This window comes from Mycobacterium sp. UM_Kg27, from assembly GCF_000972905.1.
In the GTDB taxonomy this organism is placed as follows: domain Bacteria; phylum Actinomycetota; class Actinomycetes; order Mycobacteriales; family Mycobacteriaceae; genus Mycobacterium.
On record NZ_JRMM01000024.1, the window covers coordinates 1 to 15,561 of the forward strand.

At 67.0% G+C, this 15,561-nt stretch carries 16 protein-coding genes; 11 read left to right on the plus strand and 5 right to left on the minus strand.

The annotated features are described in order from the left end of the window. Both LI94_RS06185 and LI94_RS06190 read left to right on the plus strand, forming a co-directional pair. Positions 1 to 955 (plus strand): alpha/beta hydrolase (locus LI94_RS06185; protein WP_046300637.1); only part of this gene is annotated, 955 nt, incomplete at its 5' end. Between the two features lie 83 nt (positions 956 to 1,038). Further along, the gene (locus LI94_RS06190; protein ID WP_046300638.1) at positions 1,039 to 1,512 is read left to right on the plus strand and encodes an LppA family lipoprotein; all 474 of its coding nucleotides are present in this window, start codon (positions 1,039 to 1,041) and stop codon (positions 1,510 to 1,512) included. Positions 1,513 to 1,516: 4 nt separating this feature from the next. On the opposite strand, the gene LI94_RS06195 is transcribed toward LI94_RS06190, so the two are convergent. Further along, positions 1,517 to 2,641, minus strand: coding sequence for an NDMA-dependent alcohol dehydrogenase (locus tag LI94_RS06195; RefSeq protein WP_024440925.1), 1,125 nt, complete (start codon positions 2,639 to 2,641; stop codon positions 1,517 to 1,519). A gap of 68 nt (positions 2,642 to 2,709) precedes the next feature. Then, positions 2,710 to 3,453, minus strand: a complete 744-nt coding sequence (locus LI94_RS06200; RefSeq protein ID WP_046300639.1) for a glucose 1-dehydrogenase — start codon at positions 3,451 to 3,453, stop codon at positions 2,710 to 2,712. A 48-nt stretch (positions 3,454 to 3,501) separates the two neighbouring features. On the opposite strand from LI94_RS06200, the gene LI94_RS06205 reads away from it, so the two are divergent. The 3 genes from LI94_RS06205 (at position 3,502) to LI94_RS06215 (ending at position 5,722) form a co-directional block, all read left to right on the plus strand. After that, on the plus strand, positions 3,502 to 4,353 hold the full coding sequence (locus LI94_RS06205; protein WP_046300640.1) for an alpha/beta hydrolase: 852 nt from the start codon (positions 3,502 to 3,504) through the stop codon (positions 4,351 to 4,353). 113 nt (positions 4,354 to 4,466) lie between these two features. Further along, entirely contained in the window at positions 4,467 to 5,201 is a 735-nt protein-coding gene (locus LI94_RS06210; protein WP_046300650.1) for a DUF2786 domain-containing protein, read from the plus strand. Positions 5,202 to 5,212: 11 nt separating this feature from the next. Continuing rightward, the gene (locus LI94_RS06215) at positions 5,213 to 5,722 is read left to right on the plus strand and encodes a TIGR04338 family metallohydrolase (RefSeq protein WP_046300651.1); all 510 of its coding nucleotides are present in this window, start codon (positions 5,213 to 5,215) and stop codon (positions 5,720 to 5,722) included. A 272-nt stretch (positions 5,723 to 5,994) separates the two neighbouring features. Here the strand turns inward: LI94_RS06215 and mymT are convergent, their stop codons facing one another. Next, the gene (gene mymT / locus LI94_RS22120; protein ID WP_081654569.1) at positions 5,995 to 6,144 is read right to left on the minus strand and encodes a metallothionein MymT; all 150 of its coding nucleotides are present in this window, start codon (positions 6,142 to 6,144) and stop codon (positions 5,995 to 5,997) included. Between the two features lie 122 nt (positions 6,145 to 6,266). Between mymT and LI94_RS06220 the strand changes: the two genes are divergently transcribed. After that, complete coding sequence (locus tag LI94_RS06220; RefSeq protein WP_024442657.1) at positions 6,267 to 6,926, plus strand: O-methyltransferase; 660 nt, start codon at positions 6,267 to 6,269, stop codon at positions 6,924 to 6,926. A 129-nt stretch (positions 6,927 to 7,055) separates the two neighbouring features. Continuing rightward, positions 7,056 to 7,499, plus strand: coding sequence for an SPW repeat protein (locus LI94_RS06225; protein ID WP_046300641.1), 444 nt, complete (start codon positions 7,056 to 7,058; stop codon positions 7,497 to 7,499). A gap of 57 nt (positions 7,500 to 7,556) precedes the next feature. Here LI94_RS06225 and ilvD read toward each other — a convergent pair whose 3' ends face one another. Beyond that, entirely contained in the window at positions 7,557 to 9,281 is a 1,725-nt protein-coding gene (gene ilvD / locus LI94_RS06230; protein ID WP_152664760.1) for a dihydroxy-acid dehydratase, read from the minus strand. A 73-nt stretch (positions 9,282 to 9,354) separates the two neighbouring features. Between ilvD and LI94_RS06235 the strand changes: the two genes are divergently transcribed. The 4 genes from LI94_RS06235 to LI94_RS06250 all read left to right on the plus strand — a co-directional run bounded on the left by LI94_RS06235 (position 9,355) and on the right by LI94_RS06250 (position 12,800). Beyond that, on the plus strand, positions 9,355 to 9,927 hold the full coding sequence (locus tag LI94_RS06235; RefSeq protein WP_046300642.1) for a DUF305 domain-containing protein: 573 nt from the start codon (positions 9,355 to 9,357) through the stop codon (positions 9,925 to 9,927). Further along, positions 9,924 to 10,217: a metal-sensitive transcriptional regulator gene (locus LI94_RS06240; RefSeq protein ID WP_024442661.1), complete on the plus strand. Its 294-nt coding sequence runs from the start codon at positions 9,924 to 9,926 to the stop codon at positions 10,215 to 10,217. Before LI94_RS06235 ends, LI94_RS06240 begins: the two co-directional genes overlap by 4 nt. A 79-nt stretch (positions 10,218 to 10,296) precedes the next feature. Then, on the plus strand, positions 10,297 to 11,508 hold the full coding sequence (locus tag LI94_RS06245; protein ID WP_024442662.1) for an MFS transporter: 1,212 nt from the start codon (positions 10,297 to 10,299) through the stop codon (positions 11,506 to 11,508). A 161-nt stretch (positions 11,509 to 11,669) separates the two neighbouring features. Then, a complete protein-coding gene (locus LI94_RS06250) occupies positions 11,670 to 12,800 on the plus strand; it encodes a L,D-transpeptidase family protein (RefSeq protein WP_046300643.1) in 1,131 nt (376 codons plus the stop codon). A 726-nt stretch (positions 12,801 to 13,526) separates the two neighbouring features. Here the strand turns inward: LI94_RS06250 and LI94_RS06255 are convergent. Continuing rightward, the gene (locus tag LI94_RS06255) at positions 13,527 to 15,512 is read right to left on the minus strand and encodes a M13 family metallopeptidase (protein ID WP_046300644.1); all 1,986 of its coding nucleotides are present in this window, start codon (positions 15,510 to 15,512) and stop codon (positions 13,527 to 13,529) included. Positions 15,513 to 15,561 lie beyond the last annotated feature (49 nt).

A 15,561-nucleotide genomic window follows, 5' to 3' on the forward strand; every position in this document is an offset into this window, starting at 1 on the left:
TCGGCAGCGTCAGATGTGTATAAGAGACAGGTATCTGGACGACCTGAAGGCCGTCGATTCCGCCGTCAGTGCCAGTCCCGACCGGAAATTGATGCTGCTGGACACCGAGAGTGGCACGCAGGTCCGCGCGGCCATCGCCGTCGGTGACCCGGACAAGGCCACCCATGTCTCAGTCACCACGCCCGGGCTGAACACGACGGTGCACGGAGCCATCGGGAGTATGACCGAAGAAGCAACCAACCTCAGACGGGAAGCGCTGCGGCAATTGCGGTTCGAGCCGGGGCACGAGAGCGATACCGTCTCGACGATCGCCTGGATCGGGTACGACCCCCCACAGGTGCCCGGGTTCGACGACAAGTCCGCATCGCTGGCCGGAATCTGGGGAGTCACCCACGACGACCTCGCCCGCTCCGGCGCGCATGACCTGGCGCGTTTCTATGACGGGATCCAGGCCTCGCACGTCGGCGGCCCCGCCGATCTCACCGCGATCGGGCACTCTTATGGGTCGCTGACCACCGGGCTGGCATTGCAGGAGCCCGGCGATCACGGGGTATCGCGGGCGCTGTTCTACGGATCTCCGGGCATCGAGGCCTCCACGCCCCAGCAACTACACCTGCAGCCCGGGCAGGTGTTCGCCATGGAAGCTCCGGACGACCCGATTCAGTGGGTCTATGACGCGCGATCGATCGGCCAGGGCGTTCCCATTCTCGGTACCTACCTCAACAACGAGTTCGGGGATTTCGGGCCGAATCCGGCGACCAACCCGGACTTCACCCGGCTGGACACCGGCGCCGCGACGGTGCCCGACGGCCACGGTGGCACCCTCACCCTGCAAGAGGCTCACGGCCACAGTGACTACCCCCGTTTCCCCGACGGTGGAGGCCTCCGGACGACCAACTACAACATCGCCGCGGTCCTAGCCGGCCTGGGCGACAAGGCGGTTCGACGAAATTGATGTTTCACCAAGTGTCCCCACTCCAGCCGCGACGATGCCTGTTCGCTGTCATGGCCAGCGTCGCACTAACCGCAGGATGTCACGTGTCCCAACCGTATGAACCCACTCCGCCCAGCGTCGCCGCCGAGGCCTTGGCCGTGCTCAAGTCGTTGCCGTCGCTCGAGGACACCCGAACCCAGGTAGCCGATACGATGAATGAAATAACCGCCGCCGCAAGGCAACTCATCCCATCCATCGTCTGGGAGACGCTGGACGAGGGCGATGGCGGAAATTGCGAGCGGCCATATGAGCAAACCGACGGTAAGCGTTACTTCCTGCCGGACGCCGTTGCCCGGGATGTCGCGGTCTCAGAGCAGACCTGGGTCAAGCTCGAAGAGGTCGCCAAGTCGGCGGCCGCCAAGCTGGAGGCCACCGAGGTTCAGGTGATGCAGAACCAGCCGGGCAATCACGACGTCGGGTTTTACGGTCCCACCGGCCTTTTCATCAAAGTCGGCTACCGCGGCAACCTGGTGGTCTCCGGCTACACCGGCTGCCGGCTGCCGCAGGACAGGAAGTAGCCGCTTACCAGTCCGACTCGTCGTAGGTGATGACGCCGCGGATGTTCTTGCCGTCCACCATGTCCTGGTAGCCGGTGTTGATGTCCTCGAGCTTGTAAGTCGTGGTGATCATCTCGTCGATCTTGAGCAACCCGGACTTGTACAGCCCCACCAGCTTGGGTGTCTCGATGTGCGAGCTGCCGCCGCCGAAGATGTTGCCCTTCAACGTCTTCTGCAACATGGTGAACAGGAACAGGTTCAGCTTGACGTCCGCGTCGACCATCGAGCCCATGCCGGTGACCACGCAGGTTCCGGTCTTGGCGGTCAGGATCATCGCCTCTTCGATGTACTCGCCCTTCATGTCGCCGACCGCGATGATCACCTTGTCGGCCATCAGGCCCCAGGTCTCCTCCATGACCGGCATGATCGCCTCGGCCATCGACGGGTAGACGTGGGTGGCGCCGAACTTGACGGCCTGGTCACGCTTGAAGGGCACCGGGTCGATAGCGATGACGCGACGTGCACCGGCGAGCACCGCACCCTGCAGGGCGCTCATACCGATACCGCCGACACCGATGATGATCACGGTCTCGCCGGGCTTGACCTCGGCGACGTTGGTGGCCGAACCGAAGCCGGTCGGAACCGCGCAGCCCATGATGGCTGCGGTCTCGAAGGGCACGTCCTTGTCGATCTTGACCACGGAGTCCTGGTGCACGGTCATGTAGGGCGAGAACGTGCCGAGCAGGTTCATCGCCGAGACCTCGTGTGAACCGGCGTGGATCCGGTTGGTGCCGTCGGCGATGGCCTTGCCGCCCAGCAGCACCGCCCCGCGGTCACACAGCGAGCGGAAGCCCTTCATGCACGGCGGACAGTTGCCGCAGGCCGGGATGAAGGCCATCACGACGTGGTCGCCCTCTTCCAGGCCGGTGACACCCTTGCCGACCTTGGTGATGACGCCGGCGCCCTCGTGGCCGCCCAGCGCCGGTAGCGCCATCGGGGTGGCTCCGGTGGTCAGGTGGTAATCGGAGTGGCACATCCCAGCGGCGTGCATCCGGACCTGGACTTCGCCTTCAACCGGGTCGCCCAGCTCGATCTCGTCGACCCGCCACGGCGAGTTCAGCTCCCACAACAATGCGCCCTTGGTCTTCATGACCGGCCATCATAGAACACGTTTCAGAAGCAGGTCCGATGGGTGCTCTTACCTGGGAAGATACTGTCCTAGCTGGTCTTGTGAGGAATGCCCACGGACAGGCCTCCGTCGATGACCAGATCGGACCCCGTCATGTAGGAGGACTCGTCGGAGGCCAGGAAAACCACCGCGGTGGCCACCTCCGCGGACTTGGCGGCCCGGCCCAGCGGAATCTGCAGGGAGTCATCGGGGATGGCGATGGTCATCCGGGTGCGGATCAGCCCGGGCAACACACTGTTGATCCTGATGTTGTGCGGCGCCAGTTCCACCGCGGCGGCCTTGGCCAGGCCGCGCACACCCCACTTCGAGGCGACGTAGCCGTACAGGCCGGCGGTGCCACGCATCCCCTCGACCGAGGAGATGTTGATGATGGAGCCGCCGCCGGCGGCCTTCATCGGGGCGACGGCGGCATGCATGCCCAGCATGGTTCCGGTCAGGTTGACGTCGAGAACCTGCTGCCAGGCGGCGGCGTCGAAGTTCTCGATGGTGTTGTACTTGGCGATCCCGGCGTTGTTCACCAACACGTCGAGGCTGCCGAAAGCATCGACCGCGGTCAAAACGGCCGCTTGCCATTGGTCGGCCTGGGTGACGTCGAGGCGGACGAACCGGGCGGTGTCGGCCCCGAGCTCATCGGCGAGTTTGCTGCCCTCGTCCTCCAGTACGTCGGCGATCACGATCCTGGCGCCCTCGGCGGCCAGCGCCCGGGTGTGTGCCGCGCCCATGCCCCGCGCCCCGCCGCTGATCAGCGCAACTTTGCCTTCGACTCGTCCCATGGCTGGCGAGGTTACCTGGGCGGACTCTTTGCCCGTTACGCTGCCCTGATGGCATCTCCCAGTTTCGGGACCCGCACCGAGCGAACCTTTGAAGGCGTGCGCGGGGTTCCGATCGTCTACGACACCTGGACGCCCGACGCGCGGCCGCGCGCCGTGGTGGTGCTGTCGCACGGCTTCGGCGAACATGCCCGTCGCTACGACCACGTCGCACAGCGGTTCGCTGCCGCGGGGTTGGTGACCTATGCGCTGGACCACCGCGGACACGGCCGCTCGGGCGGCAAGCGGGTGCTGTGCCGCAACATCGCGGAATACACCGGTGACTTCCACACGCTGGCGGGTATCGCTGCCCGCGAGCACCCCGGGCTGCCGCGCGTGGTGCTCGGGCACAGCATGGGTGGGGCGATCGTGTTCAGCTACGGCGTCGACCGTCCCGACGACTACCAGCTGATGGTGTTGTCCGGACCCGCGGTGGCCATGACCGACACGGTGTCGCCGGGGTTGGCGTTCGTCGCGAAGGCGGTGGGCGCTGTCGCGCCGAGCCTGCCGGTGGAGAAACTCGACAGTGCGCTGGTCTCGCGCGACCCGGCGGTGGTGGTCGCCTACAACGAGGATCCCCTGGTGCACCACGGTCTGGTGCCGGCCGGGGTGGCGCGGGCGCTGATGAAGGTCGGCGAGACCATGCCGACGCGGGCGCAGGCACTGACGGTGCCGCTGCTGGTGGTGCACGGCGCTGACGACGGTCTGGTGCCTGCCGAGGGAAGCAGGCGGCTGGTGGAGTGCGTCGGTTCGAACGATGTGCGGTTGACCGTTTACCCGGGGCTTTACCACGAGGTGTTCAACGAGCCCGAGCGTGCGCAGGTGCTCGACGACGTGGTGGGCTGGATCGACGCGCACCTGTGAGTTGCTGGCGGCGCGGTGTCGCCGATGTCGGTTAGCGTGGCGGCCATGAGCACCGACGACGAGGCAGAGCGCAGCGATGCTGAGGGGCGGCGGCAGTGAGCACCGACGACAAGATGTTGGCGCGGATCGCCGCACTGTTGCGCCAGGCCGAGGGCACCGACAACGCCCACGAAGCCGACGCCTTCATGGCGGCGGCGCAACGGCTGGCCACCGCGACCTCTATCGACCTGGCGGTGGCTCGCGCGCATTCAGCCACCCGGACGGCGGCCACCGCGCCGGTGCAGCGCACCATCACCATCGGCGAGCCCGGCGCCCGGGGGCTGCGCACCTATGTGCAGCTGTTCGTGGGGATCGCCGCGGCCAACGACGTGCGCTGCGACGTGGCGACCAACTCGACCTATGTCTACGCCTACGGATTCGCCGAGGACATCGACGCCACCCATGCGCTCTATGCCAGCCTGGTCGTTCAGATGGTCCGGGCCTCGGACGCCTATATCGCCACCGGTGCGCACCGCCCTACCCCGACCATCACCGCTCGGCTGAACTTCCATCTGGCATTCGGCGCTCGGGTGGGCCAGCGGCTCGCCGAGGCCCGCGACGAGACCCGACGCGCGGCCGAGAAGGACCGGAGCCGGCCACCGGGCACCGCGATTGCGTTGCGCAACAAGGAGGTCGAGCTTCACGACTTCTACCGTGGTAACTCCAAGGCGCGGGGCACCTGGCGGGCCACCCGGGCATCCGCGGGGTATTCGTCTGCGGCACGACGCGCCGGGGACCGGGCTGGGCGCAACGCCCGGCTGGGCGAGAATGCCGAGCTGTCGGGGGCGCGGTCCGCGCTGGAGCGGTGAGCGCGGGAACATTGAGTGACGGCGCTTCCGAGCGCGACGGTCAGCGCGCCAAGGTCTACGCCGCGGAGGTCTTCGTCCGCACCTTGTTCGACCGCGCTGCCGAGAGCGGCAGGCGCAGCATGGAGTTCTTCGGCACCGAACTGACGTTGCCGCCCGAGGCCCGCTTCGGTTCGGTGGCCGCCGTCCGGCGCTACGTCGATGACGTGATGGCGTTGTCGACGGTGCGCGCCCGGTGGCCGGATGCTTCTGCGCTGAGCGTGCGCGCGCGCCGGGGAACCGCGGCGGCGCACTACGAAAGGCTTGGTGCGGCAGGCGTTATCGCCGTACCGGATCAGCGCGGCGTGGACTGGGCGTTGCGGGAACTGGTGGTGCTGCATGAGATTGCGCACCATCTGTGTGACGCGCGACCGCCGCACGGCCCGGAATTCGTCGCGACATTCTGCGAGCTGGCCGAAATCGTGATGGGTCCGGAGCTGGGCTATGTGCTGCGGGTGGTGTTCGCCAAAGAGGGTGTGCGGTGACGTGCGCTCTGGTGCGGTGTCGGTCATGATCTGACGATGGCGTGCTCAGTGACTTTGATGTCGTCTGGGCCAAGCGACGTGTCCGTGAACTTGCAGCCATGTTTCGCAACGGGCAACCGCAGGACATTGCGCTACTTCCAGACATCGGCGAACCCTTGTGAACTATCTGCGCCAGTCCTGTCGGAGCTTTAGCCCCCCGGTGGTGTACACCAAGGAAAGGCGTCCGGTGACGCACAACGGTCGAGGTTGTGCGTCACCGGCGCCGTCTGTTGTCAGCTCTTGACGGGTACCAGCTCGTCGCCGCAGGTGCAGCGGTAGGCCTGCCCCGAGCCAGAGCAGTGGCACGCCGTCTCGATGCGGACGCGGCAGCCGCAGCCTTCGTGGCCGCACGTCAGCAGGGTTCCATCCTCGTAGTTCGCCATGTGTCACACCTTCCTCTGTGATCCCCGGCGGCGGCCGGGTGCCCTGACTATATACCCCATAGGGGTATGGGGTAAAGAAAAATCAGGAGTCAGAACGGCGATCGCGGGCTAGCGTGGATGAAGTGACTGAAAAGCCCACGCCCCGCGATGTCGATGCCTTGCTGGACAACCTGTTCGCCGGAGAAGACCCGGCGTTGACAGCGGCGCTGGCCGCCAGCGACGATGCCGGTCTACCGCCCATCGCGGTCTCGGTACAACAGGGCAAGTTCCTGAATCTGCTGGCGACCGCGACCCGTGCCACCCGCATCCTGGAGATCGGCACGCTGGGTGGCTACAGCACCATCTGGCTGGCGCGCGCCGTCGGGCCGACTGGCTCGGTGGTGACGCTGGAGTACGAACCCACGCATGCCGAGGTGGCTCGGGGCAATCTGGACCGGGCCGGCGTCGGTGATCGTGTGCAGATTCGGGTGGGCGCCGCGCTGGACACCCTGCCCACGTTGACCGGCGAGCCGTTCGATCTGGTGTTCATCGACGCCGACAAGGAGAACAACGTCGGCTACCTGAACTGGGCCGTGCAGCTAAGCCGTCCGGGCTCGGTGATCGTGGTGGACAACGTGATCCGCGAGGGCGCGATCCTTCAGCCGCGCTCCGACGACGCGACGGCGCGCGGCAGTCGGGACGCCTTGGAGCTGATGGGCAGGCACCCGCGGCTGCGGGCCGCCGCCGTGCAGACAGTCGGGGCCAAGGGCTGGGACGGCTTCGCCCTGGCCGTCGTCGACTAGGAGTGGCCTGGCGCCGTTTGGCGGCGGAATTTTTCGTTGCTGACGAACAGTGTTCGGGCGTAGTCTTTCACCAGATGGATGGGTGCATCCGGCGTGAAACCGCCTGTTGCATAACAGAAAGGTTACGAAATGAGTACGGTCCATTCATCAATAGAAAACCACCCTGACCTGTTAGCTCTGCGCGCACGGTACGAACGCGTCGCCGAGTCGATGACGGCTCAGGGAACCTTCGGATTGACCCTGCTGACGGCCGTCTACGGGGCGGTATCCCCGTGGGTCGTCGGATTCGACGCGACCACCAGGCTGACCATCACCAACCTGGTCGTCGGACTCTGCGTCGCCTTCCTCGCGTGCGGGATGGCGGCGGCACTGGATCGCATGCACGGGCTCGCCTGGACCCTGCCGGTCTTCGGGGTGTGGTTCATCGCGTCGCCCTGGATTCTGATGCACGGATCGCCGAGCACCGAGATGATCTGGTCCAACGTGATCACCGGTGCGGTGTTGACGATCCTCGGCCTCAATGCCGCGTACTTCGGTATGCGGGCGCGCGGTGAGTCAGCCAGGCACGCCTGACGAACTCCCCGCGAGTGGTCCCCTCGCAGGCAGGTGGGCCCCAGGGGCCGCCGACGGTCAGCCGCAGACGGCGCCGTGGGCGGCGGAGCCCACCAGCTTGCGGTACTTGGCCAGCACGCCGGTGGTGTAACGCGGCGGTGGCGGGGTGAAACCCTGGGCGCGGGCGGCGAATTCATCGGGATCCGCCACCACGTCCAGGGTCGCGTTGGCCACGTCGAGGCGGATGGTGTCGCCGTCGCGCAGGAACGCAACCGGTCCGCCGTCCACCGCCTCGGGGGCGATGTGGCCGACGCACAGGCCGGTGGTGCCGCCGGAGAACCGACCGTCGGTCAGCAGCAGGACGTCCTTACCGAGGCCGGCGCCCTTGATGGCCCCGGTGATCGCCAGCATCTCGCGCATCCCGGGCCCGCCCTTGGGTCCCTCATAGCGGATCACCACGGCGTCGCCGGCGCTGATCGTGCCGTCTTCCAGCGCGTCCAGCGCTGCCCGCTCGCCGTCGAAAACCCGCGCGGTGCCTTCGAACACGTCGGTGTCGAAGCCGGCCGACTTGACCACCGCGCCCTCCGGCGCCAGCGTGCCGCGCAGAATGGTGATGCCGCCGGTCGGGTGAATCGGGTTGGTCAACGCGTGCAGCACCTTGCCGTCGACGACCGGGGGATTGAGCTCGGCGATGTTCTCCGCCATCGTCTTTCCGGTGACGGTCAGGCAGTCGCCGTGCAGCAGACCGGCTTCCAGCAGGGTCTTCAGCATGACCGGCACGCCGCCGATCTTGTCGATGTCGTACATGACGTGCGCCCCGAACGGCTTGACGTCCGCCAGGTGCGGCACCTTGGCGCCCACCCGGGAGAAGTCGGCCAGGGTCAGATCCACCTCGGCCTCGCGGGCGATCGCCAGCAGGTGCAGCACCGCGTTGGTCGATCCGCCGAACGCCATCACCACCGCGATCGCGTTCTCGAACGCCTCTTTGGTCAAGATGTCGCGGGCCGTGATTCCCCGGCGCAGCAACTCCACCACCGCCTGGCCGCTGGCGCGGGCATACCCGTCGCGGCGCCGGTCGATCGCCGGCGGCGAGGCGCTGCCCGGCAGCGACATACCCAGTGCCTCAGCCGCACTGGCCATGGTGTTGGCGGTGTACATGCCGCCGCAGGCGCCCTCGCCGGGACAGATCGAGCGCTCGATGATGTCGACGTCCTCTTGGGACATCAGCCCGCGCGAACAGGCGCCGACCGCCTCGAACGCGTCGATGATCGTCACCTCGCGCTCGGTGCCGTCGGACAATTTTGCATAGCCCGGCATGGTCGAGCCCGCGTAGAGGAAGACCGAGGCCAGGTCCAGGCGCGCGGCGGCCATCAGCATCCCGGGCAGCGACTTGTCGCAACCGGCCAGCAGCACCGAGCCGTCCAACCGCTCGGCGCACATCACGGTCTCCACGCTGTCGGCGATGACTTCGCGCGAGACCAGCGAGAAGTGCATGCCCTCATGGCCCATCGAGATGCCGTCGGAGACCGAGATGGTGCCGAATTCCAGCGGGTAACCACTGGCTTCCAGGACGCCCTCTTTGGCGGCCTTGGCCAACCGGTCCAGCGACAGGTTGCAGGGGGTGATCTCGTTCCACGACGAGGCCACACCGATCTGGGGCTTGGCGAAGTCGTCGTCGCCCATGCCGACCGCCCGCAACATGCCACGGGCGGCGGTCTTCTCCAGGCCGTCGGTGACGTCACGACTGCGCGGTTTGATATCGACGGACGCCCCGGCGGCGTCGGTGCTCGGCGAATTCACCAGCTCAGTATGCCGGTAGGGCTGGACCGGGCCAAACGAATAAATACCCCGCGGGGGTATGCGTTAAGGTGGGCGCATGAGATCGGTCCCCACCGTCGTCGTCGCGGCCATAGTCAGCATTGCCGCCGGCGGTTGCCAGCACGCGCCCACCCCGGCGCCCGAAGCGTCGACCAGCGCGGCAGGGATGAGCACCGGTAGTCCCGGCGACGTGAGGTTTCTGGAAGACATCGTGATCCACCACCAGCAGTCCTTGGAGCTGGCGGCCATGGTGTACAGCCAGAGCGGCGACCCGGCGCTGGTGGCGTTCGCCGACCAGAGTGCAGCCCAGCAACGCACCGAGCTGCAGGGTTGCCAGGCGCAGCTGCTGCAGTGGGAGGTCCCCGGCGGGGGCCCCGACCGCGACCACGCCGCGGACATTCCCGGCATGGTGGACACGGCCACCATCGACAAGCTGCGCACCTTGCGCGGCCCGGCATTCGACACGCTGTGGCTGCAAACGATGATCGCCCATCACCGCGGCGCGATCGCGATGGCGCAGAACCAGATTCAACACGGCAAGAGCCCGGAGGCGATCAGCATCGCGCAATCCCTCCTGCCGTTTCAGCAAGCCGAGATCAATCAGATGAACCGACTGTTGGGGGCGCCATGACCACCGAGGCTCCGGGGTACTCCCCGCGAAAAGACAACTACGCCAAACGGCTGCGTCGCATCGAAGGCCAGGTGCGCGGCATCGCCAAGATGATCGATGACGACAAGTACTGCATCGACGTCCTCACCCAGATCAGCGCGGTCAACAGCGCGCTGCGGTCGGTGGCGCTGAACCTGCTCGACGAACACCTCGCGCACTGCGTCAGCGGGGCCGTCGCAGCCGGTGGCGCTGAGGCCGACGCCAAACTCACCGAAGCCTCGGCGGCAATTGCGCGGTTGGTTCGTTCCTGACCCGCTCGCCGTTACCATGTGAGCCGGCAGTTACCGGGAGCGCCATGCGCCACACACCCCTCGACGCTGCCCCCAACACATGACTGTCGAAACCGGAAATGCCCGATTGCGGCCGTGGACACCACAGACCACGGCGCGGTTGGCGATCCTGTCCGCCGCGGCCTTCATCTACGCCACCGCCGAGATCCTGCCGGTAGGCGCGCTGCCCGCGATCTCGGCCGGTCTGAACGTCAGCGAAGCGCTGGTCGGGACGTTGCTGGCCTGGTATGCGGTGGTGGCAGCGGCGACAACGCTTCCGCTGGTGCGCTGGACCGCGTTCTGGCCGCGCCGCCGGGTGCTGCTGCTCACGCTGGTCTGCCTGACCGCTTCACAGGTGATTTCGGCGCTGGCGCCCAACTTCGCCGTGCTGGCCGGCGGCCGGGCGCTGTGCGCCGTCACGCACGGCCTGATGTGGTCGGTGCTGGCGCCCATCGCCACCCGGTTGGTGCCCCCCAGCCATTCGGGCCGCGCGACGACGGCGATCTATGTCGGCACCAGCCTCGCGCTGGTGGTCGGCATCCCGCTGACGTCGGCGATGAGTCTGCTGTGGGGGTGGCGGTTGGCGGTAGTGGTGATCACGGTGGCGGCGGCGGCCATCACCCTGGCCGCCCGCATAGCGCTGCCGCCCCTGGTGCTCACCACCGATCAGCTGGCGCTGGTCGGAAACCATCACCACCGCAACGGGCGACTGGTGGCGGTGAGCACGCTGATGCTGATCGCCGTCACCGGGCATTTCATCTCCTACACCTTCATCGCGGTGATCATCGGTGATGTGGTCGGTGTGCCGGGCGCCCGCCTGGCGTGGTTGCTGGCCGCATTCGGTGCCGCCGGGTTGATCGCGATGCCGCTGTTGGCCCGGCCGGTCGACCATCGGCCCAAGCTGGTCACCGGCGGCTGCATGGCCGCGATGTCGGCGGCGTTCGTCGTCCTGGCGGCGCTGTCCATCGGCGGGCATCACACCACCGGCACGACGGTGGCGGGCGCGGGCGCGATTGTACTGTGGGGGGCAATGGCGATGGCAGTGTCGCCGATGCTGCAGTCGGCGGCCATGCGCACCGCGCCCGACGATCCCGACGGTGCGTCGGGGCTGTACGTGACGGCGTTTCAGGTCGGCATCACCGGCGGCTCGCTGGCCGGCGGGCTGCTGTTCGAGCGGGCCGGGACCTCGGCCATGCTGGCGGCCTCGGCACTGCTGGTCGGTGTCGCCGCGGTCGGCATCGCGGCCAGTAAACGCCTGTTCGTAGTTCCCTAAAGCTTTTGCAGCGGTAACGTTCGCCACTTCGCCGGCCGTCAAAAGGCCAGTTCAAGACCATCGTCTAACACGTGTTGCGTCGTATGTCGCCCGTTTGGAGAGTTAGCTGGAGACCATCCTGTGAGACACTGGAGATCAAGATCGTGACCGGAGGTAGGTAGATGTCGGGATGGAAGCTCGCGCAACTCGGCGCGTGGCTCAGCACCGCTGGTTTGGCCGTCAGTCTCACGCTCGGTTGCGGAACAGCACTGGCCGACCCGCCGCAGCAGCCCGGCGACCCAGCGGCCGCCGACGCCGGCCCGGCCGACCCGGCGGCGCCGCCCGCGCCTGAGTTCCCGCAGTTCCCGCCGCCCCCGGCGGAGCTGCCCCCGCCCCCGCCGGGCGACCCGATCGCGTTCCCGCCGCCGCCACCCGAACTCGCGCCCGGCCTACCCGCCGCGCCCGAGGGCGTCCCCCCGGGTCCGGACCCGCAGGCAGTTCCGGCTGGGTCGACAGACCCCGCAGCCCCGGGGCAGCCCGGTGCGGTGCCGGCCGCCGCGTCCGGACCGGTCGTCGGCCAGAACCCGGAGCCGTTCACCGGCACGCCGCCGTTCCTGCCGCCGTCGTTCAACCCGGTCAACGGATCGATGGTGGGTGTCGCCAAGCCGATCATCATCGACTTCCAGCGGCCGATCGCCGACAAGGCGATGGCCGAGCAGGCCATCCACATCTCGTCGAACCCGCCGGTGTCCGGCAAGTTCTACTGGATGACCCCGAGTCAGGTGCGGTGGCGTCCGCTGAACTTCTGGCCCGCCCACACCGTCGTCAACATCGACGCAGGCGGCACCAAGTCGAGCTTCCGCATTGGTGATTCCCTGGTGGCGACCGCCGACGACAAGACCCATCAGATGACGATCACCCGAGACGGCAAAGTGGAGAAGACCTTCCCCATGTCGATGGGGATGAGCGCCGGGGGACACGAGACCCCCAACGGCACCTACTACGTGCTGGAGAAGTTCCCCACGGTGGTGATGGATTCGTCCACCTACGGCGTTCCGGTGAACTCCAGTTGGGGATACAAGCTCACCGTGCAGGATGCGGTCCGGATCGACAACAGCGGGGGCTTCGTGCACAGCGCGCCGTGGTCAGTGGCCGATCAGGGCAAGCGCAACGTCAGTCACGGCTGCATCAACCTCAGCCCGGCCAACGCCAAGTGGTTCTACGACAACTTCGGCAGCGGCGATCCCGTCGTGGTGAAGAACTCCGTCGGTACCTACACCAAGAACGACGGTTCGCAAGACTGGCAGATGTAGGCCCGCGAGAGGGCATGGCAGCTGGCCGCGATGGTGGCCTGCCGACATAGCTGATAGCAACCTCGGTCGCCGGGCTCATCGCTGGGGCCCGTGAGGCGGTACGTGCAGACCACGTGACGTGGGAACCGGGACAATCGAGCTTTTTAAGCTTGGGGCGCGACAGCGACGTACTACTCCCAACTCCGCCAAAGTAGGATTACTATCCACTAGAGTGCACCATGGCCCGCACGGCCGTCATGTCGGAATGCGCTGGAACCTTCGGAGGACACACATAGTGAAGTCAAGTAGGTCACTTGCTCAGGTAGTGGCGATGACCGTCGGAGTCCTGGTGCTCTGCCTTGCTCCGGCCGCAGCTGCTGAAGGCGACCCGCACGTACCGGACGCCCGGGCGGACTGGTGTCCTGGTGGTCACTTCTTCGAGCAGGGAGGAAGACAGTCGTGTTGGGGAGAGAAGTTCCCCGACGGCAGCGTCTATGTCCAGGATGGCGGATTCGGGCCGAGCGGTCCCTTTGGCCCGTTCAGTTGGAACTCGCCGTCCTGCTGGGGGCCGGGAACGACACGGAATATATTCATGCCCAACGGCAGATGTGGTTAGACAGGAGCGGGTGACGCCCAGCTTCCATCGGGAGTTGCTGGCTGGGGCTCACTGGCAAAAACCGCTGTGCCTGTCACCACCGGCAAAAGTGCCACCGTCTCGGTGCTCACCCCGTCGAACTGAGCCCCCGCTCAGTTCCAGATCCGGACCCGGGCAGCGGGCTCAAGGTAGAGCGCGTCGTCTGGCGTGACGTCGAAGGCGTCGTAGTAAGCGTCCATGTTCCGGATCACCCCGTTGCAGCGGAACTCCGGCGGAGAGTGCGGATCCACCGCTAGACGCCGGATCGCCTCGGCGTCACGGGATTTCGTGCGCCACACCTGCGCCCAGCCGAAGAAAACGCGCTGGGTGCCGGTCAAGCCGTCGATCACCGGGGCCTCGGCGCCGGCCAGGGACAACTGGTAGGCCAGCAGAGCAATGGACAGCCCACCGAGATCGCCGATGTTCTCACCAACGGTGAAGGCGCCGTTCACGTGGCGGTCGCCGTCCAGTTCACGCGGCACATATTTCTCATACTGGGCGATCAACGCCTTGGTGCGGCAACCGAATTCGGCGCGGTCGGCGTCGGTCCACCAATCGATCAGGTTGCCGTCGCCGTCGTACTTGGCGCCCTGATCGTCGAACCCGTGCCCGATCTCGTGGCCGATCACGGCGCCGATCCCGCCGTAGTTGGCCGCGTCGTCGGCGCCGGCATCGAAGAACGGCGGTTGCAGGATCGCGGCGGGAAAGACGATCTCATTCATTCCCGGGTTGTAGTAGGCATTGACGGTCTGCGGTGTCATGAACCATTCGTCGCGGTCTACCGGCCCGCCCAACTTGGCCAGTTCGCGGTCGTAGTTGACCGCATAGCCGCGTAGGTAGTTGCCGTACAGGTCGCCTCGGTCGGTGACCAGCGCAGAGTAGTCCCGCCACTTTGCGGGATAGCCGACCTTGGCGGTGAACTTGTCCAGCTTGGCCAGCGCCCGCTCGCGCGTTTCCGGTGTCATCCAATCCAGATTGGTGATGCTCGCCCGGTAGGCCTTCCGCAGGTTGCCGACCAGCTCATCGATGCGTGCCTTGGCGTCCGGCGGGAAATGCTTTGCCACGTAAAGCTTTCCGACGGCATCGCCCATCAGGGACTCCACCACGGACACGCCGCGCTTCCAGCGGTCCCGGATCTGCTCGGTGCCCGACAGTCGGCGTCCGTAGAACTCGAAGTCCTCGGCGATCAACTCTTCGGTCAACAGCCCGGCGCGCGCATGAATGACCCGCCAGCGCGCCCAGTCCTGCCAGTCGGCGAAGTCCGCGCTCTCCCACAATGCGGCGAACGCCGTCAGGAAATCGGGTTGCCGCACGACCAGCTCGCCGGCAGCAGCCACCGAGACGCCGAGCGCACCGACCCAGCCGGCCCAGTCGAAACCGGGCGCCTCGGCCGGCAGCCCGGCGAAGGTGCGCAGGTTGTAGGTCAGCTCGGCGTCGCGGCGTTTCACCACGTCCCAGTGCGCGCTCGCCAGTCGGGTCTCCAGCGCCACAATGCGTGCCGCGGTCGCGGCGTGCGCGTCCGGTTGCCCGCCGTAGACCAGAGCGAACATCGCCGCGATGTGCTCCGGGTAGGCCGCCAGAATCTCGGCGTGCTGTTCCTCGCGGTAGTAGGACTCGTCGGGCAGGCCGATGCCCGACTGGTTCAGGTGCAGCAGGTAGCGAGTCGAGTCCTTCGAGTCGGTGTCCACGTAGAGCCCGACGCCGCCGCCCACCCCGGTGCGCTGGCCCGCGCCCACCACCCGCGCCAAGGCGTCGCGGTCACCGGCATCGTCGATGGCGGCCAGCTCCCGGCGCAGCGGCTCCACTCCGCGCTCACGGACGGTCTGCTCGTCGGTGAAGCTGGCGTAGAGGTCGCCGATCCGGCGCTCATCGGTGCCCGTGGCCGCGGTCGATCCGCTGGCTTCAATGAGCAGGTCGCGAACCTGGATTTCGGCCCGATCGAACAGGGCGCGGAAGGCTCCGTCGGTGGCGCGGTCCGGGGGCATCTGGTAGCCGTCGAGCCAGCGGCCGTTGACATGACCGAACAGATCGTCCTGCGGGCGGACACCACTATCTACGTAGCTGAGATCAAGCCCGGAACGGGTGGCTGGTGAGGTCACCGTCCCATCCTTCCACGACGGATGCCGCAGCTCTCCTGTAGCGTCACCG